The following is a 19,274-nucleotide window of genomic DNA, read 5'->3' as shown; positions in this document are numbered from 1 at the left end:
CTTCACCTCATTTGTTATTGCCTATCCATGGCTGAGCAAACAGCGGCCATGTCTGCTGGTAAGGGCAGCTTAAAAGCCAACGGTTCATTCGTAAAGGGATGCTGAAATTGCAGCTGACAGCAGTGTAATGCTTGTCGTTTGATCCCAAGAGCCATTGTACCGCCATACATCTCGTCTCCTAATAAGGGACAACCGATTGCAGAAAAATGGACCCTTATTTGATGTGTCCTGCCTGTGTGTAACTGAATATCAACTAAAGCGCAATCTGAATTGCGTTGTTTTAGCCAATACTCCGTCCGTGCTTCTTTTCCTTCGTCACTGACCTTGCGTTTCAATAGTGACGTCAGGTCCCTAGCAATCGGCAGCTCAATCTCACCATGGGCAGAAAGTGCGGGCAGTTCACCAGCAACGAGGGCTTGATATTTTTTTACGACCTGCTTCTTTCGCAACTGGCTATCCAGCTTCGCATGGGCAAACCCATGTTTTGCAAAAAGCATCAATCCTGATGTGTCACGGTCTAACCGCGTGACTACATGAATCACTTGATCTTCATAGTGCTGCGCTTGATAGTAGGCCTTGACGCGATTGGCCATCGTGCCAGTCGGATGATATTGCGCAGGGATCGATGAGATTCCTGCTGGCTTATTCACGACTAACAGATGGGCATCTTCATACACGATCTCAATCGGTGTCGGGTCAGCCAGCATCGTCTCATGTTCCCCTTCGGGAGGAATTACAATAGTTACCCTATCATTTTGCGCCAAAGAAAACAAGACGTTTTGCTCGTGATCGTTGACAAATATCTTTCCGCCTTGAAATTTGATTTTTGCTAATAGTCCTTTGGACACCCCTTGTTCCTTCAAAAAGTATTTGACTTGCTGTCCTTGTCCAGTATAGTGATACGTAAATTCCATGGGTTTATTCTTCTCCAATAAAGGAATCTTTGACCCGATTCCAAAAATGCATATGCCGATAAGACGCAAAATGAATCCGTTCATCGGCAATACGGTAATAGATAGCATCGATTTCTTCTTGTTCGATGGTAAACTGATCGATCGTCACTAAATAGTCGGTGCTTTGCTGCAGTTGTACTTTGACCCATTCATGGTGACCCACGACGATCGGCGAACCAAGGGTCCGAAAGACACGATTGTTCAACGAAGCAATCTCTGCCAATTGAAAGGCATTGATACTTGGGTGCAAGACTGCCCCACCAACACTCTTGTTATAAGCAGTGGAGCCGGTGGGCGTTGAGATCGATAAGCCATCGCCGCGAAACTTTTCAAAGAGGTCTTCTTTAATAGAAATATCGGCAACCATCGTTCGATTGCCGCGCTTGATCGTTGATTCATTCAATGCTAGGAAATGCTTATCTGGTTTGCCATTCGCATAAGTAATACGAACATCTAATAATGGATAGCTGACGCTTTTTTGATGGTCATTGCACAAAGACTCGACTAATTCTTCCAATTCATAATCTCGCCAGTCCGTATAAAAGCCGAGGTGACCCGTGTGAACCCCTAAAAACTGCACTTGGTCCAACTTATGATTGTACAAGTGAAAAGCAGAAAGGAGCGTGCCATCTCCCCCAACAGAAATCACTAATTCAGGATTGTCTTGATCGATCTTATTTTCTGACTGTTCTAAAAGCGTAGTTAAACGCTTTGTCACTTCTACCGACTTGCTTTCTTGATTATGGACGATTGCCACGCGGATACCTTTCATTCCGTTTCCCCCTTTGGCAACGGGTTCTGATCATGTCCGCCTCGCTTGCCTTTCCCATGTGAAAATAACCGTTGTGCCTCTTGGATCTCTTCACGGATATTGGACATTTCTTCATCTAGCTGATAGGCGGCTTCTGCCGACCGACGCAGCCGTTCACTGATTTCAGCGGGAAACTCCCCTTGGTATTTGTAGTTTAGTGAATGTTCGATCGTTGCCCAAAAATTCATCGCTAGTGTCCGAATTTGAATCTCCGCTAAAATAATTTTTTCTCCATCGATCAATTGAACGGGATACTCGATCACTAGATGGTACGAACGATAGCCGCTGGCTTTTTTATTGGTGATATAGTCCCGTTCAATGATGACTTTCATGTCTTTGCGTGTTCGCAACAATTCAACGACTTGGTGAATGTCTTCCACAAATTGACACATGATTCGCAAACCGGCGATATCAGACATCTCTTCTTCAAGCCGATCCATTGCAATCCCTCGTAATTTGCTTTTCGTTAAAATACTATCCACTGGCTTGACACGACCCGTGACAAATTCAATGGGAACATGTTTGTTTTGTTCCCGATATTGTTTTCTTATGCCTCTTAATTTTACTTTTAATTCTGAAACCGCCTGTTCATAAGGCGCTAAGAATTCTTCCCAATCTCGAATCATTCTTCTCCCTCGATTCTGTTCATAACATACCCCTTATTCTACCATACTCTTGGAATAAAACTGAATGGACAGAAGTGCAGAAACAAAAGATTTTTTGTCTGATCCAATCGTTGCTGCTTTTCTTTGTATAGTTTCTTTGACGGAATAGTTGAAACAGCGTACACTATGGTTGCAATAGAAAGAGAGTGAAAATCGATGGTCGAACAAGTAGAGATTGAATATAAAACGATGCTGACGGAAAAAGAATACCACCAGTTGCTTACTTATTACAATTTATCAGAAACAGCCTTCAAGACACAGACCAATTATTACTTTGATACAGCAGACCATAAATTGCGGGAAAAGCAATTTGGTTTGCGTATTCGCACGACGACTACCCATGCGGAGTTAACACTAAAGACCCCCATTGAACATGGTCTACTAGAAACGACTGATCCTTTACCGAAGGAAATCGCTGCGTCATTAATTGATTCAGAAAAAATTCTATCTACGGGTGTAGTTGCTCAACGCTTAAGAGCAGCGAATATCGAACCTGATTCATTACGCATGATTGCAGCATTAAAAACGAGACGGGCGGAATTCCCGATCAAAGAAGGATTACTCGCTTTGGATGAAAGCTGGTATGGTCAGCAACATGATTATGAATTGGAGCTAGAAGTAAGCGAGCCGCTCCAAGGAAAGCTTGCCTTTCAATCGTTGTTGCACACCTTTGATATTCCTTACCGACCAGCAAAAAACAAGATCATTCGTGCTGTAGAAGAAAAATCATAGTAGGCTGCCCTTTTGCTTACTTTTTCCGCGTTTTTTTGCTATATTTAATAAAACATACTTATTTTGTTTTTCAAGATACGAAAGAATCTTAATTGGGGAGAGATTCAAATGATCGAACTATTTTTATTTATTAATCCGATTGGGCCTATTTGTTATGATATCGAAAAAGAGATTATCAACAGATTAAATACAAATCGCAAAAAAATCCATTTGCAGATCCTACCTTTCGTTAATTTATTTTCAGTAGGCGTCTCGATGGACTATTTGTCCATGAACAAGGCGGATTTGGTCTTGCGTAATGAACAGACAAACCAAATCTACGCTGCGTCACTGGACTATAAAGCAGCCCAGTTGCAAGGAAAAAAAATTGCTCGGGATTTCTTATTGAAACTGCAACAACGAATAGGGATCGAAAAACAGGAATATTGTGACACCTTAGTAAAAGAGCTATTTTCAGAAACGAACGGTGATTTAGAGATGTTCTTAGAAGACCGTACATCTGAGCTAGTGAAAAAGAACTTTGCCACCGACCAAAGGGTAGCGAAAGACATGGGCATCACGATCACACCTTCTGCTGTGGTGTATGATTTTTCAAGTGAAGAAGAATATGGTGTCCTCTTGGAAGGATCAGAAGAGCTAAAAAGTCTTCCACTTATCTTTGGCACAGCGACAGAGCTTGATACATTTTTACAAAGTGCACAATCCTTACAAGCACCAAAACTTTCCACGATTCATGAAATTGATCGCGGGTTGATTCTTTTATGAAACCCTATTCAATAGCAATGCTGCGCAATGAGCCAAACGATGACTTTACGTTTGGCTCGTTGCGCAGCGTTTTCATTGTGCGCGAACAAAAAACAAACCAATCCATTGTGGATTGGTTTGTACTGTTTCATTTATGCTTCGATTTCTTTAACGAGTGCTTCCAATTCATTCAAACGTTGCTCAAATACTTTCATCGCATCTTCAATATAATCTGCTTTCGTCATATCGACGCCTGCTTTTTTCATGACTTCGATTGGATAATCACTACGTCCGGCTTTCAAATAGTTCAAATAGTTGGTTAAGGCATCCGGTTCGCCAGCTAAGATTTTCTTCGCCAAAGCAGAAGCTGCGGAAAAACCAGTTGAATATTGGTAGACATAGTAATTGTAATAGAAATGAGGGATTCGTGACCATTCGAGACGAATCTCAGGATCTTTTTCAACTGATGGTCCGTAGTATTTCGCATTTAACTCGGCATAATTCTCGCTTAAGAATTCACTGGTCAACGGTGTTCCTTTCGCATCTTCTGCGTGCATGAAATGCTCGAACTCGGCAAATTGCGTTTGACGGAAAATCGTGCCTTTGAAACCATCAAGAAAATGATTCAAGACATAGGCTTTGACCCGTGGATCAGTCTCAGTCTGAAGCATGTATTCCGTTAATATATTTTCGTTCGTCGTCGAAGCGATTTCTGCTAAGAAAATCGAATAATCGCCATAGGCATAAGGCTGGTTATTCCTTGTGAAATAACTATGCACACTGTGCCCCATCTCATGAACAAGGGTGAAGAGTTGATCCAATCGATCATTCCAGTTCATTAAGATATAAGGCAGCGTGTCATAAGCACCTGACGAATAGGCACCACTGCGTTTGCCTTTGTTTTCAACGACATCGATCCACCGATTGCTGAAGGCTTCTTCAACTACAGCGAGATACTCTTCCCCTAATGGTTTTAGCGCTTCTTTCGCTTTTTCGACTGCTTCTTCATAGGTGTAGCGAATCGGTGCTTCCCCTAAAATCGGCGTGTACACATCATACATATGAAGTGTGTCGACAGCCAACAGGCGTTTTCTTAATGCCATATAACGGTGTAGTAACGGCAAATGTTGATTAACGACGTCCACTAACGTATCATAGACACTTTCAGGAATATGATTGGCACTCAAAGCGGCTTGGCGTGCGGAATCGTATTTACGGGCTTTGGCTTTAAAGTTGTGGGCTTTGATATTCGTACCTAAGGTTTGGGCAAAGGTATTACGGAATTGCTCATAGACGCCATAGAGACCTTTAAAGGCCGCTTCTCGAACAGAGCGATCTGTACTTTCCATCAACTCACCGTAGACACCATGTGACAGCTGCACTTTTTCCCCATTTTCGTCTTCAACGACTGGAAAATCCAAGTCAGCATTGTTTAAAACAGAGAAAATATTGCCAGGGGCACCAAAAATTTCGCCAGCACCGGCCAATAACGCTTCTTGATCGGCAGGCAAAACATGGGGCCGCTCGTTGATGGTTTTTTCGATCATATGACGATAAACTGCTAACTTAGGTTCTTGATCGAAATAGCCCCAAATCGTTTCATCGGACATCGTCAATAACTCGGGATCAAACCAAGCAACGGCTTCACTTACTTGCGCAACTAAACTGCTGGCTTTCGCATATAAGCCTTGATAAGTCGTATTAGCGGTGTCTTGGTCGTTTTTTAGATGGCTGTACACATACAGTTTCTCCAAGCGGCGAGAAAGATCTAAGACAAATTCTAAAGCGGCTAAAAAGGCTTGCGGACCGTCTGCTAAAGTGCCTTGGTAACGGCTGGCTTCTTTGACCTGTGCTTGAATTTCTTGAAATTCTATGTCAAAAGCCGCATCATCGGCATAGATTTTCGTTAAGTCCCACGTTTTTTCGACTGGGATCGATTCACGTGCTGGTAATTGTTTTGTTTCTGACATTCCCTTCACTCCTTGTTCATTGGTTAAAAATATCTTATCACACTTTTCAACGAAACCAAATCATTGGCTTGAAAAAGAAACCGAATTTTCTAAATATTGGCATTCTTGAAAGATTTCTCGCAATATTTCTCTTTGATCAAGCAAAGGAAAGTGCCATTGCCAATGCAACTGCCTCAGCCGGATCAACCACTGCTCAAAACTAATGGGACAATCACTTAAATAGAGAAAGCGAAAAATCAGTATGCGGTGTTCAAATAAAATGCCAAACCGACTTTCACAGTAGCACCACAAAGGCAGCTGTGAGACATTCCCATTCAACGGGTATACTATTTCTTGAATCTCTCTGATTTTGGGCAGTTTATTTCGTAGTTTTCGAATCACCCACAACCGATAATCGGTCGCTACCCATTCAGAAAAATTGTGGGTCTTCGATCCTTCTGTTTCGCACAAAGGTCGAAGTGTCTCTTTCCTGTAAGGCTCCCCTTTTTGTGTAGCAATTCGTCGACTGCTTACCCCTTCTTGATAATGCCATTTGATTTGGTGCAGCCTCACTAATGCCTGATTTCGCGTATCAATGAGCCACAAGCAAAAGCCAGTAGACTGATAAGTACAGCAAGCTTTTACCAAAAACGACCACTGGCGTTTCGGATACAATTTGGTCCCGAGGATCCACCAAGGCTGATAGCCGTTTGCTAAATAAGTGGTGGTTCGTTCCAGAAATCGTGAAAACTTGAGGGAAGAACACTGGACTTCAATGGCGATATTCTTGTAACAAAGGTCAGGACACTGTTGGAGTTTAGGCAAAAAGGCTTCGATTTCAATCCCTGTATCTTGAAACCACTCAAACAAAAGTTGTTTTGCTTCCAAATGTTCCTTCGTCTCCCTTTCACTGTACGTCTGACAATCAGTACTGGTTTGATGGGCAAAGTGGGGCTGTCGCTTTGGTCCCTGCCTCAAAATCACTTCTTTCTGACATCCTGGGCAATAAAAAGGGCCCGATGATTTCTTTCTCCCTTTCGCTGCAATAACTTCTTTTCTTTGGTTCAACGCTTTCAGCATCTGGCTCACCTCAATAAAAGATACGCCATTTTCTTTAATCACAATTGAAAAAGCCAAGAACATTGTCAAAATGTCCTTGGCTGGAAATGATTTTCATTCATTAATCATTCTTGAAGTAGAAACGAGTCAATTCAAGTGCATCGTTTTCCATAATCAACTCACCGTATTCAGATAAAACCTCTGGCGTCACTGACGTCCGTTGAGCAAACTCCATCAAATAAGAAAGTGCATTTTCTACTTCAATATCAGTAACATCTGCATCCATGAATCGAATTTCAATATAATAATGGTTGCCCATTTGGTAAAGATTGGTTGCAACAGAATCCAAATATACTTCGGATGCCAATTGAATCATATCTTCGAATCGCAACAACTCGAATACAAAACGATTGCCGATATCTTCTGCTTGCTCTGACTCTTGTAATTGAGCCGCCACATGCTTTTTCAACATATCGGTAATGTCTTCATTCGCTTCATCGTTCATCTCATCAAAATTTTCCATTCCTTCTGGTGGAAGATTTTTGCTAATAAACAATTCTAACCCATCGCCTTTAGGCAAGACTTGGAAAGTTACAGCTTCACTGCCTTTAAATTCTTCGTCAATATCAACTTCTTCAAGAATACTATAAAAGAAGTTTTCAATTTCATTGTGATTTCCTAGAAGGTCAAGAAAAGTGATGCCTCTCGCAGCTAAGTCTTCACTTTTGATCAATACACGAATGGTGTTTTCATTGATATGTTCCATTTCCATATTAGCTACACCTCACTTTTGCTACTCACTATAGGTTCATTGTATCGAAACCTGATAAAAAGTAAAGAGAAAACGAATATCCTCTTAAGAAAAACGTAAAAACTCAAAAAAAGACTCACTTTCTACGAGAAAGCGAGTCGATGAAGTCAAATTTATAAGCCTGCCATTAATTGCGCTTGTCTTAGTTCCAGTTGGCGAACATCCCTTGGTAAAAACCGACGAATTTCATCTTCGTTAAACCCAACTTGCAATCGTTTTTCATCAATCATGATTGGCCGACGCAATAATCCTGGATTTTCTTGAACAAGTGTCAATAAATCTTTTAGGGGCAGGTCATCTAGATCCATATTCAACTTTTGGAATACTTTGGATCTGGTGGAAATAATTTCTTCTGTGCCATCTTCTGTCATCTGTAGAATTGCCTTAAGCTCAGAAATATTTAACGGTTCTGAAAAAATATTTCTTTCAACAAAAGGGATTTCGTGCTCTTGTAACCACGCACGAGCTTTGCGACAAGATGTGCAACTTGGGGAAGTGTATAGTGTCAACAACGTGCATCTCTCCTTTTTAATTTTCAATCAAGCAAGTCCTGTGCCCTCGCTTGATTTCAATTATACAGGTTTAACTAAAAAAAATCTAGTCTAAATCTCATATTTTTTAATAAAACTCGAAAGTTATATTAAAAGCGAAACCTCTTAGGCAAAAGGTTTCACACAAAAACTTTGTTTTTAAATGAGAAAACTCAAATTTTTTTTTAATATTACTTCTTTTATACAACAGTGTGTCAAAGGTGTATCAAAAAGATGTCAGAATATTAAAATACTCTTTTAGTTGAATCGCGCGTTTTTTAATTTCCTATCTGTAATTACATGTGTAATCAAAATACAAGGAGAAAAACCAAGTCCATGGCTCAATCGTTTTCAAAGGAAAAATTTCACGAACCATTGTTGCCTTCAAACCGATAGGGCTACAATAAAAATATATGTTATTTTTTTCAGAGAAGATTTTCAGCTCATCCCTTCAATCTTGATTCAATTGTATCACATTCCTTTTTAATCAGAAAACCATACAAGCATTTCTGTCATAATCGACATTAAAACAGCAGGAGAAATGAATATCTGCTTATAAATGAAAAGGGTTTCTCACAAAAATTTAGTGAAAAACGATCAACCCAAGAAGCCCGTCTTTTTATGCTTTTTCCTGACAAAACATAAAAAGGCTAGGGCTTTCTTGAATGGATCGTTCCTTTTTTCTAAGAGAGAGACGGTTCCCCATCACGAGCGAATTGCGCATCATGCAATGCGCGATAATGTCCCCTTTTCGCCATCAATTCTTCATGGGTTCCTTCTTCCAAGATGCCTTTTTCACTAACGACAATGATTCGTGTTGCATGTTTGATCGTCGCAAGACGATGAGCAATGATCAAGGTTGTGCGACCATCTGCCAATGAATTCAAGGATTCTTGAATCACTTGCTCGGTTTCCGTATCTAACGCTGATGTTGCTTCATCTAATATCAAAATCGGCGGATTTTTCAAGAACATCCGAGCAATCGCTACCCGCTGCTTTTGGCCACCGGATAATTTGACTCCTCGTTCACCAATGACTGTATCCAACCCATCTGTCATTTGATCGATGACTTTTTCCAAGTGTGCTAACTTGACTGCCTTTAGAATCTCTTCTTCTGTTGCATCGAGTTTGCCATATGCAATATTTTCTCGAATCGTTCCTGGGAAAAGAAAGACATCTTGCTGGACAGTCCCAATCTGCTGACGTAAAGAAGCCAAGGTCATCTCCTGAATATTGATGCCATCGATCGTAATAGCACCTTCCGTGACTTCATAAAAACGTGGCAAGAGATTGCATAACGTGGTTTTCCCTGAACCACTTTGTCCTACGAAGGCGATCGTCTCGCCGGCTTTGATCGACAAATTGATGTGATTCAAGACTTTTGTCGCATCCGCATAAGAAAAAGAAACATCATGGTAGACGATATCTCCTTTTAATGATTGAACGGCCCGTGCCCCTGGTTTGTCTTTGATCGTCGGTTCTTTATCCAATTCTTCCGTCAATCGTTTGAAGCCGGCGATTCCTTTGGGATAACTCTCGATCATCGTATTGACCTTCTCAATTGGTCTAACAAAGACATTCGACAATAAAATAAACCCTACAAACTGGCCATTCGTCAGTTCACCGCGAATCACGTAGTAAGCACCAAAAATTAGAGCAAACAAGTTGATCAAGCGAATCAGGAAGTAATTGTACGCTGAACTGATCGCCATTACCTTATAAAAAAGGATCTTTGATTGACGATAGATTTCGCTCAATCCATCAAAGCGTTTGTGTTCGAACGTTTCATTGGCAAACGATTGAGTCACCCGAATGCCGCTGACAGATGCTTCCACTCCGGCGTTGAACTCACCGAGGTTGTCATAGATCTGTGTGTTGACTTTGGTCATTTTCTTGTTGAAAAAAACTAAGGCAATCGTAATCAATGGAATCAACGCAAATGTCGCTACCGCTAATTGAACATGCATATTTAACATCAATAGGAATGAACCGACTAAAGTCATGATGGTAATAAAAACATCTTCTGGCCCATGGTGAGCGACTTCAGAAATTTCAAAGAGATCCGTAGTCAAACGACTGATCAGCTTGCCAGTCTTTTGATTGTCATAATATTCAAAAGATTGCGTTTGCAGATGTCGAAACAGTTCTTGACGCATATCTGTTTCAATATTGACCCCAAGTTTATGACCATAAAAAACTACGATATATTGCAACACAGTATTGATCACATAAAACAAGAACAAGCCTAAGCAAGCCAATAGTATCAGGCGAAAGTTGTTCTGGGGCATGATCTTATCGATTACTTGGTTGACGGCTACGGGAAAGGCCAGTTCTAATAAACCAGCAAATACCGCACAAGTAAAATCCAACATAAATAGTGACCGATACGGTCGATAATAACGGAAAAACCTTTTTAACACATTTCCCCCTCCTCAATAGCTTTCATTATAAGCAACTCTTTGAAGAAATGCAAAATGAGAAACATGTGAAAATGGGTAAAATTCACTATAATTTTGAAAACCTATCAAGACGCGGATTTCTAAAAATAGTAAATAAAACCTTTATTTCACAAGGTTTTTCCTCTTTTTTTTAGAGTCATAATAGCTTATGATTGATTCGAAAACAAACTGAAAATTTTCACTAACTCTGAAAGGCGTGTCTCTTTTGATCACTAGTATTCTTTTTGATGTCGATGATACCTTATATGACCAGCAGCAACCATTTCGTAATGCCGTAACCTCATGCTTCCCACAAATTGCCCCCAAAGATCTAACCGCTCTTTACTTACGGTTTCGGGTGCACAGTGATGAGCAGTTTGGACGGGTATTGGCCAATGAATGGACACTAGATCATTTTCGCTATCACCGACTGACGCATTCATTAACGGATTTAGGATACTTACCTATTAAAATGGAAGAAAGCTGTAAATTCCAGCTGTGTTATGAACAAGAACTAGATGCCATTACGCTACATCCTGAAGTTGAGTCAACCTTAAACTATTTGTCTAAATTACCAATCAAGTTAGGGATTATTACTAACGGTCCCACCGACCATCAACAAAAGAAATTGGATCAGTTGCAATTGACTCGATGGATCAAACCAGAGCATATGATCATTTCCCAAGCAACTGGCTATCAAAAGCCGCAACTAGAAATTTTCCAATTGGCAGAAACCGACTTTGCTCTTGATCCAGAAACGACACTGTACGTTGGTGACAATTTTGATAATGACGTGGTCGGCTGCAAAAAAGCCGGTTGGCAAGCCTTGTGGTTCAATCATCGTCTCCGTCAGGCCCCTAATGGATTGGAAGATTTGCCAGATGTGTCTATCACCGCTTTCTCGCAACTCCAAGGAAGTATTGACACGCTCTTGCAGCTTCCTGCATACGCCTATAGCTAAAAAACATGGACCTTCGCTTCAAGCGGGTCCATGTTTTTTTAATGCTTAATTTTCTTCACCGATACTCAAAATCAGACGAATATCTTCTTCGGTCATTTGTTGCAGCTGTGTTTCGTTGCCTTGGATCACTTTTTGAAAAAGTTCTCGTTTTTCTTGTTGCAGTGCATCCATTCGTTCTTCAATGGTTCCTTCAGCAATCATTCGCCAGACTTCGACAACATTTTTTTGACCGATCCGATGGGCTCGTCCAGCGGCTTGTTCCTCCACCGCCGGGTTCCACCACAAATCGTATAAGATTACGGTGTCTGCACCGGTCAGATTCAGTCCTGTTCCTCCTGCTTTTAATGAGATCAAGAAGACATCTTTTTCACCACTATTGAAGGCATCGACCATCGTCAAACGATCTTGTGGCGGGGTACTGCCGCGCAAATAAAAGGATTCAAATCCTTCTTGTGCTAGCTCTTCTTCAATGATCGAAAGCATGCTAGTGAATTGAGAAAATAGCAGTACCCGACGACCATTTTCTTTGGCTGCTAAGAGTAAATCTTTTACCTGTTCAAGTTTCCCAGAAGAACCTTCATAATCCTCCACGAATAATCGTGGGTCGCAACAGATTTGCCGCAGTCGAGTCAAACCAGCTAAGATACTGATTCGATTTTTACGGAAAGACGTAGAATCCATTTGCGCGATTTCTTCCCGCACTTGCCGCAAGTACGCCAAATAGATTTTCTTTTGTTCTTCTGTAAGGACACTGTAATAATTTGTCTCCAATTTTTGCGGCAAATCATGCAGCACGGATTTTTTGTCTCTTCGCAAAATAAAAGGTTTGATCATTTTCGCAATTTCTTGTGTGGACAGTTCTTTAAATTTCTGTTTGTTCGGGAAAAAGCCTGGCATAATCATTTGGAACAAGGACCACAATTCTTCTAGATTGTTCTCGATTGGTGTGCCACTGAGGGCGAACCGCTGTGGAACTTCCAAGGATCGCAAGGCCTGTGCCGTTTTGGTCGCACTGTTTTTGACCATTTGCGCTTCATCTAAAATCAAACAAGTCAGATCTAGTGCTTGATAGGCATCAATATCTTGCCGCAAACTTGCATAAGAAGTGATGCGGACGTCCGCTGGCTGCGCCATCTGCCCTTCGCGCTCTTCTTTCGTTCCGCTGATGACAGTCGCTGAAATCGTCGGCGCAAAACGTTTGATCTCTTGTTGCCAGTTGAACGTTAGACTGGCAGGTGCCACGATCAATGCATTCAATTTTTGTTTCTCTTGTTTTTCTGAAAGTAAGTAGCTAATCGTCTGAACGGTCTTCCCTAACCCCATTTCATCAGCAAGAATGCCGCCAAATTGATAATGACTCAACATTTTTAGCCAACGAAAGCCAACTTCTTGGTACTGCCGCAACTCAGCTTGCAAGTTTTCTGGCAGCTGCGCCTCAAAGTTTTCTGGGTGAATTAAGTCTTCCGTCATTTGCTGAAAGCCCGCGCTAAAGCTGGCTTGATCAGCAAACTGCTCTTGCAGGAGCAGCCCTTGATTCATAGGAACTTGGATCGCCCCATCCTTCGCTTCGAGTGAAAGACGCAATTTTTTCAGGGCAGCACTTGCTTCTTGAAACTCTTCGGATTCCAATGAAAGGACTTGCCCATTTTCTGTGGTATAAAATTGCGCAGATTGCAACAGACTCCGCAAAACATCGTTGATCTCTGATTCTTGAATGCCGCTAACATCAAACTTGATATCTAACCAAGAACCATTTTCTTCGATGACGATTTCTGGACGATGATGTTGGGCATCAAGATAGAGTTCCCGCAGCTTCTTGCCGATGCGAACTTCACCTAGTTGTCTCAACACCGGGATCTCTCTTGTGAAAAAGGCATAGAGTTGTTCACCTATCGGGAGGTTTTTTTGCCAGTTCTTACTGCTAGCTTGATAGCCAAAGGTTTCAATAATGGCTTCGATCCGTGCTTCTTGTTGGAAATCACGTAAAATCTCTGGATGATTTTCTGGCATGTATTGATGTTTTTCATCACTTGAAAAAACGACTTCTCCATAAGTAAAATCAACTTGTAGATCTACTTGACCTTTGATTTTCCGCAAGGAGAAAACTGCTTTCAATTCAGATTCTTCGATGTCATTTTGAACCTCAGGAGCCACTTGGACACGCCCAATTTTTCGCAAATAAGGCAAAACTTTCATAAAGAGATTCGCCAGCTCTTCTTTTGGATAATCAATGATTGGCTGTTCAAAACGTTTAAACAGCTGCTGCATCGTGACATAGATCTCCTTTTGCTCGACAGTCAATTCATAAAAGGTTCCATCCAACAGCCCCCAGTTATAATAACTTAGTAAGTGGTCGAAGTCTTTTACGAACTGCAGCGGAAAATGATCCGCTTCTTTTGTAACTGAAAACGTCAATGGTTCTCCCGATTGGAAGTCTACTTGGCTGACCTTGGTTTCACCAATGGTAATTTGCGTGTAGACATCATTGAATTGCAATAGCAGTTCCTTGCCGAATTCAACGGGCAGCAGCAAGTATTTTTTGTCAAGTTTGCCATTGATTTGAATGCCTGCTTGCCCCATTAATTGCTGGGTTTGCGAGATTCCTGCCAATCGATTTAATAAAGCTTGATTTTTCTCATCAAAGGCATCTGGAGAAAGGAAAAAGGTCTGTTGCTTATTGGTCGCATAGTGCTTGTTTTCTTGATACATTTGTAAAAATTTGTAAATGTCTTTGACGACATAAGTCCTGGCCGTGCCGCGATGGCCAACTTTCAAAGAGACGCCTAAAATATCCATCTCTTGATGATATGGATTTGTCGCAATCGTATCTACCCGAAATTCAATCTGTAATGGTTTACTCGCTTCTTTTTCACTGTTTAAGCGGGCAAAACCATTGGAAAACATCTCTGAAGCAGAAAAGGCTTTTTTGATGGGGGTTTGTTCATTGATTTTTCGTGTTTTTCCTTGTTTGCGTAAATAGAGTTCGACGGCCACCGTATGTTTGCAATAATGGTGCTCTTCCCAATAAGGACATTGGCAATAATCCACTTCTTTGGCAGTAGCATCCAAAGTAACTAAATACAATTCTGTTCCTAGTACTTCTGCGTGCCACACATTTTTCTCTTTATCCGGTGTGACAGACAAGACACGACCTTCATTAACGTAGGTTCTACCTCGCTCAATTACTTTTTCTGGAATACTCCACTTCATAAGAGCCCTCCTCTCCTTATTCTTTTATTCGGATCCGGCTTTGCCCGCTGCCGTTAGTTTCTACGAAAACTTGCTGCAGGATCCTTGCCCGCAGTTCTCGAACATGACTGATGATCCCAATCATGCGTCCTTCATTTTCGATCATTTCTAATGCTTCCATCGCCATTTCCAATGATTCTTCATCAAGCGAGCCAAAGCCTTCATCGATGAAGAGTGCTTCGATCTCAATCCCGCCAGCTCGTTGCTGGATCACATCTGCCAAAGAGATCGCCAACGCTAAGGCTGCAATAAAGCTTTCGCCACCTGACAGCGTATGAGCTCTTCTGACTTGACCGGCATTATCGTCATAGATATCGATCTCTAATCCTGTTGAGCTCCGATAGCTCCCGACTTTATCTGCTAATTCAAATTGATAACGGCCGCGGGTCAAACGGGCCAAGCGTTCGTTGGCGACATCTAAGATATCCGTCAAAAATTGCTGTAGTACATACCGTTCCAAACTGGTTTTTTTGACGTTTTCACCGTTGATAGTTTCTGCTAATTGCTGAAGTTGGCCTAATTGGGCAAGTTCTTCGACATTTTGCTGATAAATGACTTGCAACTCTTCAAACAACCGTTGATTGCCATTGACTTTCTCCTGTTTGCGGACTGTTTCTTGCTGTAATTCCTCCATCACAGTCTGCAACTGAAGGTAGGCCGTTTCCAATTGGTTTAAATCTATCGTAGCTTGCTCTTTTAACTGCGCATCTAACAATGCTAGCCGTTGCTGAACAAACGCCGTTTCTTGCTCATAGGTTTTGATTTCTTCTGAGAGAATGGTTCTTTGAGGGGCTTGGGCAATCAAGTCCCGCATCGTTTCTTCAGTCATACCAGCTTCTTGGAGTCGCTGCGTCAGTCGTTGCTCTGCTTTTGTCTTAGCCGCTTGCTTTTCTTCAAAAAATTGCTGCAGATTTTTCAGCTTCTCTGAAAGGATCGCTTGTTGCTCGTTTATCTGCGCTTCTTGTCGGGCATCCGCCTCGATTTGTTGCGTATATTCCATTAGTAAACCATTGGTTTCTCCTAAATCAGCTTGTAATTGTTCATACGTTGCGCCTGCAAGTTGTTCCTGCAAAGAAGCCAATTTCCCCTCCGCAAGCTGGCGCGCTTCTTGAGCTTTTTTCACTTGCTCACTGACTTGCTGATAGGACTCATTGAATGTTGCTAGCTGCTCATTTACTGCCTGATGTTTCTTCTGCGCTTCTTCATAAGAAGCGGCTTTTTGTTGATTAAACGATTGCCGTTTCTTTAGTTCCGCTACCGTCGTTTCCTCGGTAATCGCCTCTTGGTTTTCTATCGGCTGCAAGGCAGCAAATGCCTGTTGAACTGCAGTCCAAGCTAATTCCACTTGCTTCTGCGCAGCAGCACTGGTGGCTTGCCATTCGCTGATTCGCAATGTGGCTTGCTCCTGCAGCGTTTGATTTGCCGATACTTGCTGTTGGATCTTCGTCAATTTTTCTTGTGTTTGCTCAAGTCTTTGCTCACTGGCAATGATGTCTTCGATGCGATAGGTCGTGTGCTCCTGTGTATTCGGATGATCCAAGGATCCGCAAACCGGACAGGGTTCATTTTCTTCCAGTAAAAGGCGAAGCCGAGCAATTTGCATTCGAGCATTTTGACTGGTCTCTTGTTTTAGCGTTTTTTGCAGCTCCAGCAAGGATGCTGTCAATTGCTGTTGTTCAAGGACTAACTCCGAATGAATTTGTTGCTGTTCCCCTGCTTTTTGCTCGGCTTCATGAATCAGCATTTTTGCCTGCTGCCATTTTTCTACCTGAGCCTGCGTTTCTACCAATTTCACCGCTTCTGCTTGAAACCCTCGCAAGGTGTCGATTTCTTCTGCAAGATGCTGTGCTTGCGTTTTGGCACGTGCTTGCGCTTGATTTATTTTCGTTAACTCGATGGTCTGTTGTTGTGCGGCTTTTTCAAGCTGCTCCACTTCTTCTTGCTGGGCTTGTGTGCGCTGTGCTAGCGGGATCTGCTGCTGGATTCGTTGAACTTTTTGACTAGCAGCTTCCTGTTTTTTCTTGATGCCGTCAATCAACGATCGTTGGTCTTGCCAGCTTATTTGTTGCTGCTGAATTTCTTGCAGTTGCTGCTTTGTTTCGTTGATTTGCTGAGCAGCTTGCTGTGCTTCTTTCACGCGTTCTTCTTTTTGCTGCATGATTTCTTGATGTTCAAGCACCCACACCAACTGGTTCAACTGGGCTTTTTTCTGAGCGATCTCGGTTTTTTTAGCATGCAGCTCTCGGGCTTTTTCTTGTAGACCTTGCCTTTCGATCCGCGCATTTTCGATTTCTTTTGCACGGTAAAAAGCCTCTTGCGCAGCTTTCATTTCTTGCATTGTCTGGTCTTTTCTCTGCAATAACTGCTGAAGTTGGATCTGTTGTTTTTCTAAATCTTGCCCCCACAAAGTCAGACATTCCGTAACCGTTAAAATTTCCTGCTCTTCTTCCCATTCAAAACGCTCCATGATCTGCGAAGCGACTAGTTGCTGATGTTCAAGCTTTCTGCTTTGCGCTTTGACTTGTTCTTTTAGCCATTCATTAAATTGCTGGTACATTTCCGTACCAAATAGATTTCGCAAAACGCGTTCTTTCTCATTACTGCTAGCAATCAGAAAATTACGAAATTCTCCTTGCGGCAACATCATGATTTGAAAAAACTGTTTGGCATCCAGTTGCAGCAGATCCTTGATAAACGTATCAACCTCTGTCCGTTTACTGATCTGCTTTTTCTCTTTGCCATCTGCGTCAAAAATCGTCAATTGAACTTTTGCCGTTTGGTTGGTGACCCCGTCACCACGTTTTTTTGCTAACGTTTGTTCCGGTTTCCGTTGGATCTGGTAGGTAAAACGCTGATGTTCAAAAGTAAACGTGACGCTGGTCTCTTCGGTTGGTGAAGCAAACATCGAACGCATTTCTTTGCCTGAACGCAGATTCCCCGATGTTTCACCAAATAAGGCAAATGTCATTCCATCGAAAATCGTCGTTTTTCCTGCACCAGTTTTACCGCTGATCAAAAACAACCCGCCAGCTTGCAGCTGACTGAAATCCAATTTTTCATCGATGAATGGCCCAAAATTTTTCATTTGTAAAGACTTTGGTTGCATGACTATTCCCTCTTTTCCACGACAAATGCTTCATTTAACCCTTGTTCGATCCATTTGGTTTGTGAATCGAGCAATGAATCTCCTGTCATCTCTTGAAAGAAATGACTGATCAAAGTCTGTGGATCGGTTTCTCGTGTCGTTATTTGTCTTTTTTTTGTCTGTTCCCGTCCATTCAACCGTTCGACAGATAAAACAAACGGATAAATTTTTCGCAACTGATTCATCATATTTGGGATCACAGCACGATCCGTCAGCAGAAAATGCCAAAACGCCTCACGATCCAGATCACGGTAAAAAACCGGATCGATCAACTCCTCAAAGGACGCCGTCAGCTGCTGGATATCCCTTTTTGGTGTCAGCGGAATAAATTCATTGGTATCTTTTACGGTATCAACAAGATAGATCCCTTTTTGGTTCGTCCGTTCAGAAAGAGAAAATTTCAGCGGTGAGCCGCTGTAGCCGATTTTCGGATGTTTCAGAGCCGTATTGGCATGTAAATGGCCTAAAACCACCCGATCAAAAGGTGCAAAAGCGGTGGTCGGCACACTGTCCAATCCGCCAACTTGAATTTTCGTTTCAGAATCCGTTTGGCTAGCGCCCGCCACAAAAAAATGGGTCACTAACACTTGTTTTTTTGACGAATCAAAGTGCTTGGTCATCTCCTCAATCACTCTTTGGACACTATCTGAAATTTTCATTAACGGTTCGTCAAAAAATATCCGGGCCTCGATCGGTTCGAAATAAGGCAGTAAAAAGAATTGTGTATCGTCAAACTCAACCGGTTGTAAACTTTGTTCGATGCTAGTGGACAGATAAAAACGTGTTTGTTGAAACCACTGACTGCCGGTTTCTAGCCGCGTTGGGCTATCATGGTTTCCTGAGATAGCCAATAATGGCAGTTCATTCGTTAAATTGATTTCAGCGATTTTTTCATTTAGTAATTTGACTGCATCAACAGCAGGAACAGAACGATCATAAAGGTCCCCCGCAATGACGATGGCATCGACCTTTTCTGTTCTTGCTAGCGCTATGATTTGATCAATGATTGCTCGTTGGTCTTCCAGCAGATCATAGCCATGTAGTTTTTTTCCGATGTGCCAATCAGCTGTATGTATAAAGCGCATTTCTTCACCTTCTTAAAAAATATCCTTCCAATCATTATACCACTTTCCCTGATAGTTAGACATCTCTCTTCCAGCGAAATTTCATTTACCACCCATTTTTGATAAAAATAGCGAACACCTGACATCATTATGTTGAAATGTT

The 19,274-nt window shown here is 41.9% G+C and carries 15 protein-coding genes; 3 read left to right on the top strand and 12 right to left on the bottom strand.

Translation table 11 applies throughout. The features are described 5' to 3' along the window. Nucleotides 1-14 precede the first annotated feature (14 nt). The 3 genes from FJU10_RS06990 to FJU10_RS06980 are packed head-to-tail and all read right to left on the bottom strand — an operon-like array spanning nt 15 to nt 2,390. Nucleotides 15-914, bottom strand: a complete 900-nt coding sequence (locus FJU10_RS06990; RefSeq protein WP_074932946.1) for an RluA family pseudouridine synthase — start codon at nt 912-914, stop codon at nt 15-17. A gap of 4 nt (nt 915-918) precedes the next feature. Then, the gene (locus tag FJU10_RS06985; RefSeq protein ID WP_189372256.1) at nt 919-1,716 is read right to left on the bottom strand and encodes an NAD kinase; all 798 of its coding nucleotides are present in this window, start codon (nt 1,714-1,716) and stop codon (nt 919-921) included. A gap of 5 nt (nt 1,717-1,721) precedes the next feature. Further along, nucleotides 1,722-2,390 (bottom strand): GTP pyrophosphokinase family protein, encoded by a 669-nt coding sequence (locus tag FJU10_RS06980; RefSeq protein ID WP_140965490.1) that lies wholly within the window; start codon nt 2,388-2,390, stop codon nt 1,722-1,724. Nucleotides 2,391-2,585: 195 nt separating this feature from the next. On the opposite strand from FJU10_RS06980, the gene FJU10_RS06975 reads away from it, so the two are divergent. Both FJU10_RS06975 and FJU10_RS06970 read left to right on the top strand, forming a co-directional pair. Then, nucleotides 2,586-3,161, top strand: coding sequence for a CYTH domain-containing protein (locus FJU10_RS06975; protein ID WP_081118447.1), 576 nt, complete (start codon nt 2,586-2,588; stop codon nt 3,159-3,161). Between the two features lie 108 nt (nt 3,162-3,269). Further along, nucleotides 3,270-3,926: a DsbA family protein gene (locus FJU10_RS06970; protein ID WP_096742518.1), complete on the top strand. Its 657-nt coding sequence runs from the start codon at nt 3,270-3,272 to the stop codon at nt 3,924-3,926. A gap of 8 nt (nt 3,927-3,934) precedes the next feature. Here the strand turns inward: FJU10_RS06970 and FJU10_RS19675 are convergent, their stop codons facing one another. The 6 genes from FJU10_RS19675 to FJU10_RS06940 all read right to left on the bottom strand — a co-directional run bounded on the left by FJU10_RS19675 (nt 3,935) and on the right by FJU10_RS06940 (nt 10,674). Beyond that, the gene (locus tag FJU10_RS19675; RefSeq protein WP_262984554.1) at nt 3,935-4,057 is read right to left on the bottom strand and encodes a hypothetical protein; all 123 of its coding nucleotides are present in this window, start codon (nt 4,055-4,057) and stop codon (nt 3,935-3,937) included. After that, on the bottom strand, nt 4,058-5,875 hold the full coding sequence (gene pepF, locus FJU10_RS06965; protein ID WP_140965488.1) for an oligoendopeptidase F: 1,818 nt from the start codon (nt 5,873-5,875) through the stop codon (nt 4,058-4,060). Between the two features lie 60 nt (nt 5,876-5,935). Continuing rightward, nucleotides 5,936-6,934 carry a competence protein CoiA gene (locus FJU10_RS06960; protein ID WP_223272985.1) on the bottom strand — a complete coding sequence of 333 codons (999 nt, stop codon included), beginning with the start codon at nt 6,932-6,934 and terminating at the stop codon, nt 5,936-5,938. A gap of 100 nt (nt 6,935-7,034) precedes the next feature. After that, on the bottom strand, nt 7,035-7,685 hold the full coding sequence (locus tag FJU10_RS06955; RefSeq protein ID WP_077452520.1) for an adaptor protein MecA: 651 nt from the start codon (nt 7,683-7,685) through the stop codon (nt 7,035-7,037). A gap of 152 nt (nt 7,686-7,837) precedes the next feature. Beyond that, the gene (gene spxA / locus FJU10_RS06950; protein WP_003127030.1) at nt 7,838-8,236 is read right to left on the bottom strand and encodes a transcriptional regulator SpxA; all 399 of its coding nucleotides are present in this window, start codon (nt 8,234-8,236) and stop codon (nt 7,838-7,840) included. A 701-nt stretch (nt 8,237-8,937) separates the two neighbouring features. Continuing rightward, nucleotides 8,938-10,674 (bottom strand): ABC transporter ATP-binding protein, encoded by a 1,737-nt coding sequence (locus FJU10_RS06940; protein WP_096742515.1) that lies wholly within the window; start codon nt 10,672-10,674, stop codon nt 8,938-8,940. A gap of 244 nt (nt 10,675-10,918) precedes the next feature. Between FJU10_RS06940 and FJU10_RS06930 the strand changes: the two genes are divergently transcribed. Continuing rightward, complete coding sequence (locus tag FJU10_RS06930; protein ID WP_096742514.1) at nt 10,919-11,653, top strand: HAD family hydrolase; 735 nt, start codon at nt 10,919-10,921, stop codon at nt 11,651-11,653. 45 nt (nt 11,654-11,698) lie between these two features. On the opposite strand, the gene FJU10_RS06925 is transcribed toward FJU10_RS06930, so the two are convergent. The 3 genes from FJU10_RS06925 to FJU10_RS06915 are packed head-to-tail and all read right to left on the bottom strand — an operon-like array spanning nt 11,699 to nt 19,132. After that, nucleotides 11,699-14,863, bottom strand: coding sequence for a DEAD/DEAH box helicase (locus FJU10_RS06925; protein WP_140965484.1), 3,165 nt, complete (start codon nt 14,861-14,863; stop codon nt 11,699-11,701). A gap of 16 nt (nt 14,864-14,879) precedes the next feature. Beyond that, complete coding sequence (locus tag FJU10_RS06920; protein ID WP_140965482.1) at nt 14,880-18,008, bottom strand: AAA family ATPase; 3,129 nt, start codon at nt 18,006-18,008, stop codon at nt 14,880-14,882. A gap of 2 nt (nt 18,009-18,010) precedes the next feature. Beyond that, nucleotides 18,011-19,132, bottom strand: coding sequence for an exonuclease SbcCD subunit D (locus FJU10_RS06915; RefSeq protein WP_140965480.1), 1,122 nt, complete (start codon nt 19,130-19,132; stop codon nt 18,011-18,013). Between the last annotated feature and the right edge of the window lie 142 nt (nt 19,133-19,274).

It is taken from the genome of Enterococcus sp. OL5, assembly GCF_006491895.1.
Lineage (GTDB): Bacteria > Bacillota > Bacilli > Lactobacillales > Enterococcaceae > Enterococcus_D > Enterococcus_D innesii.
Note: the sequence above shows the minus strand (reverse complement) of the source record. Positions and strands in the feature narration are given on the sequence as shown.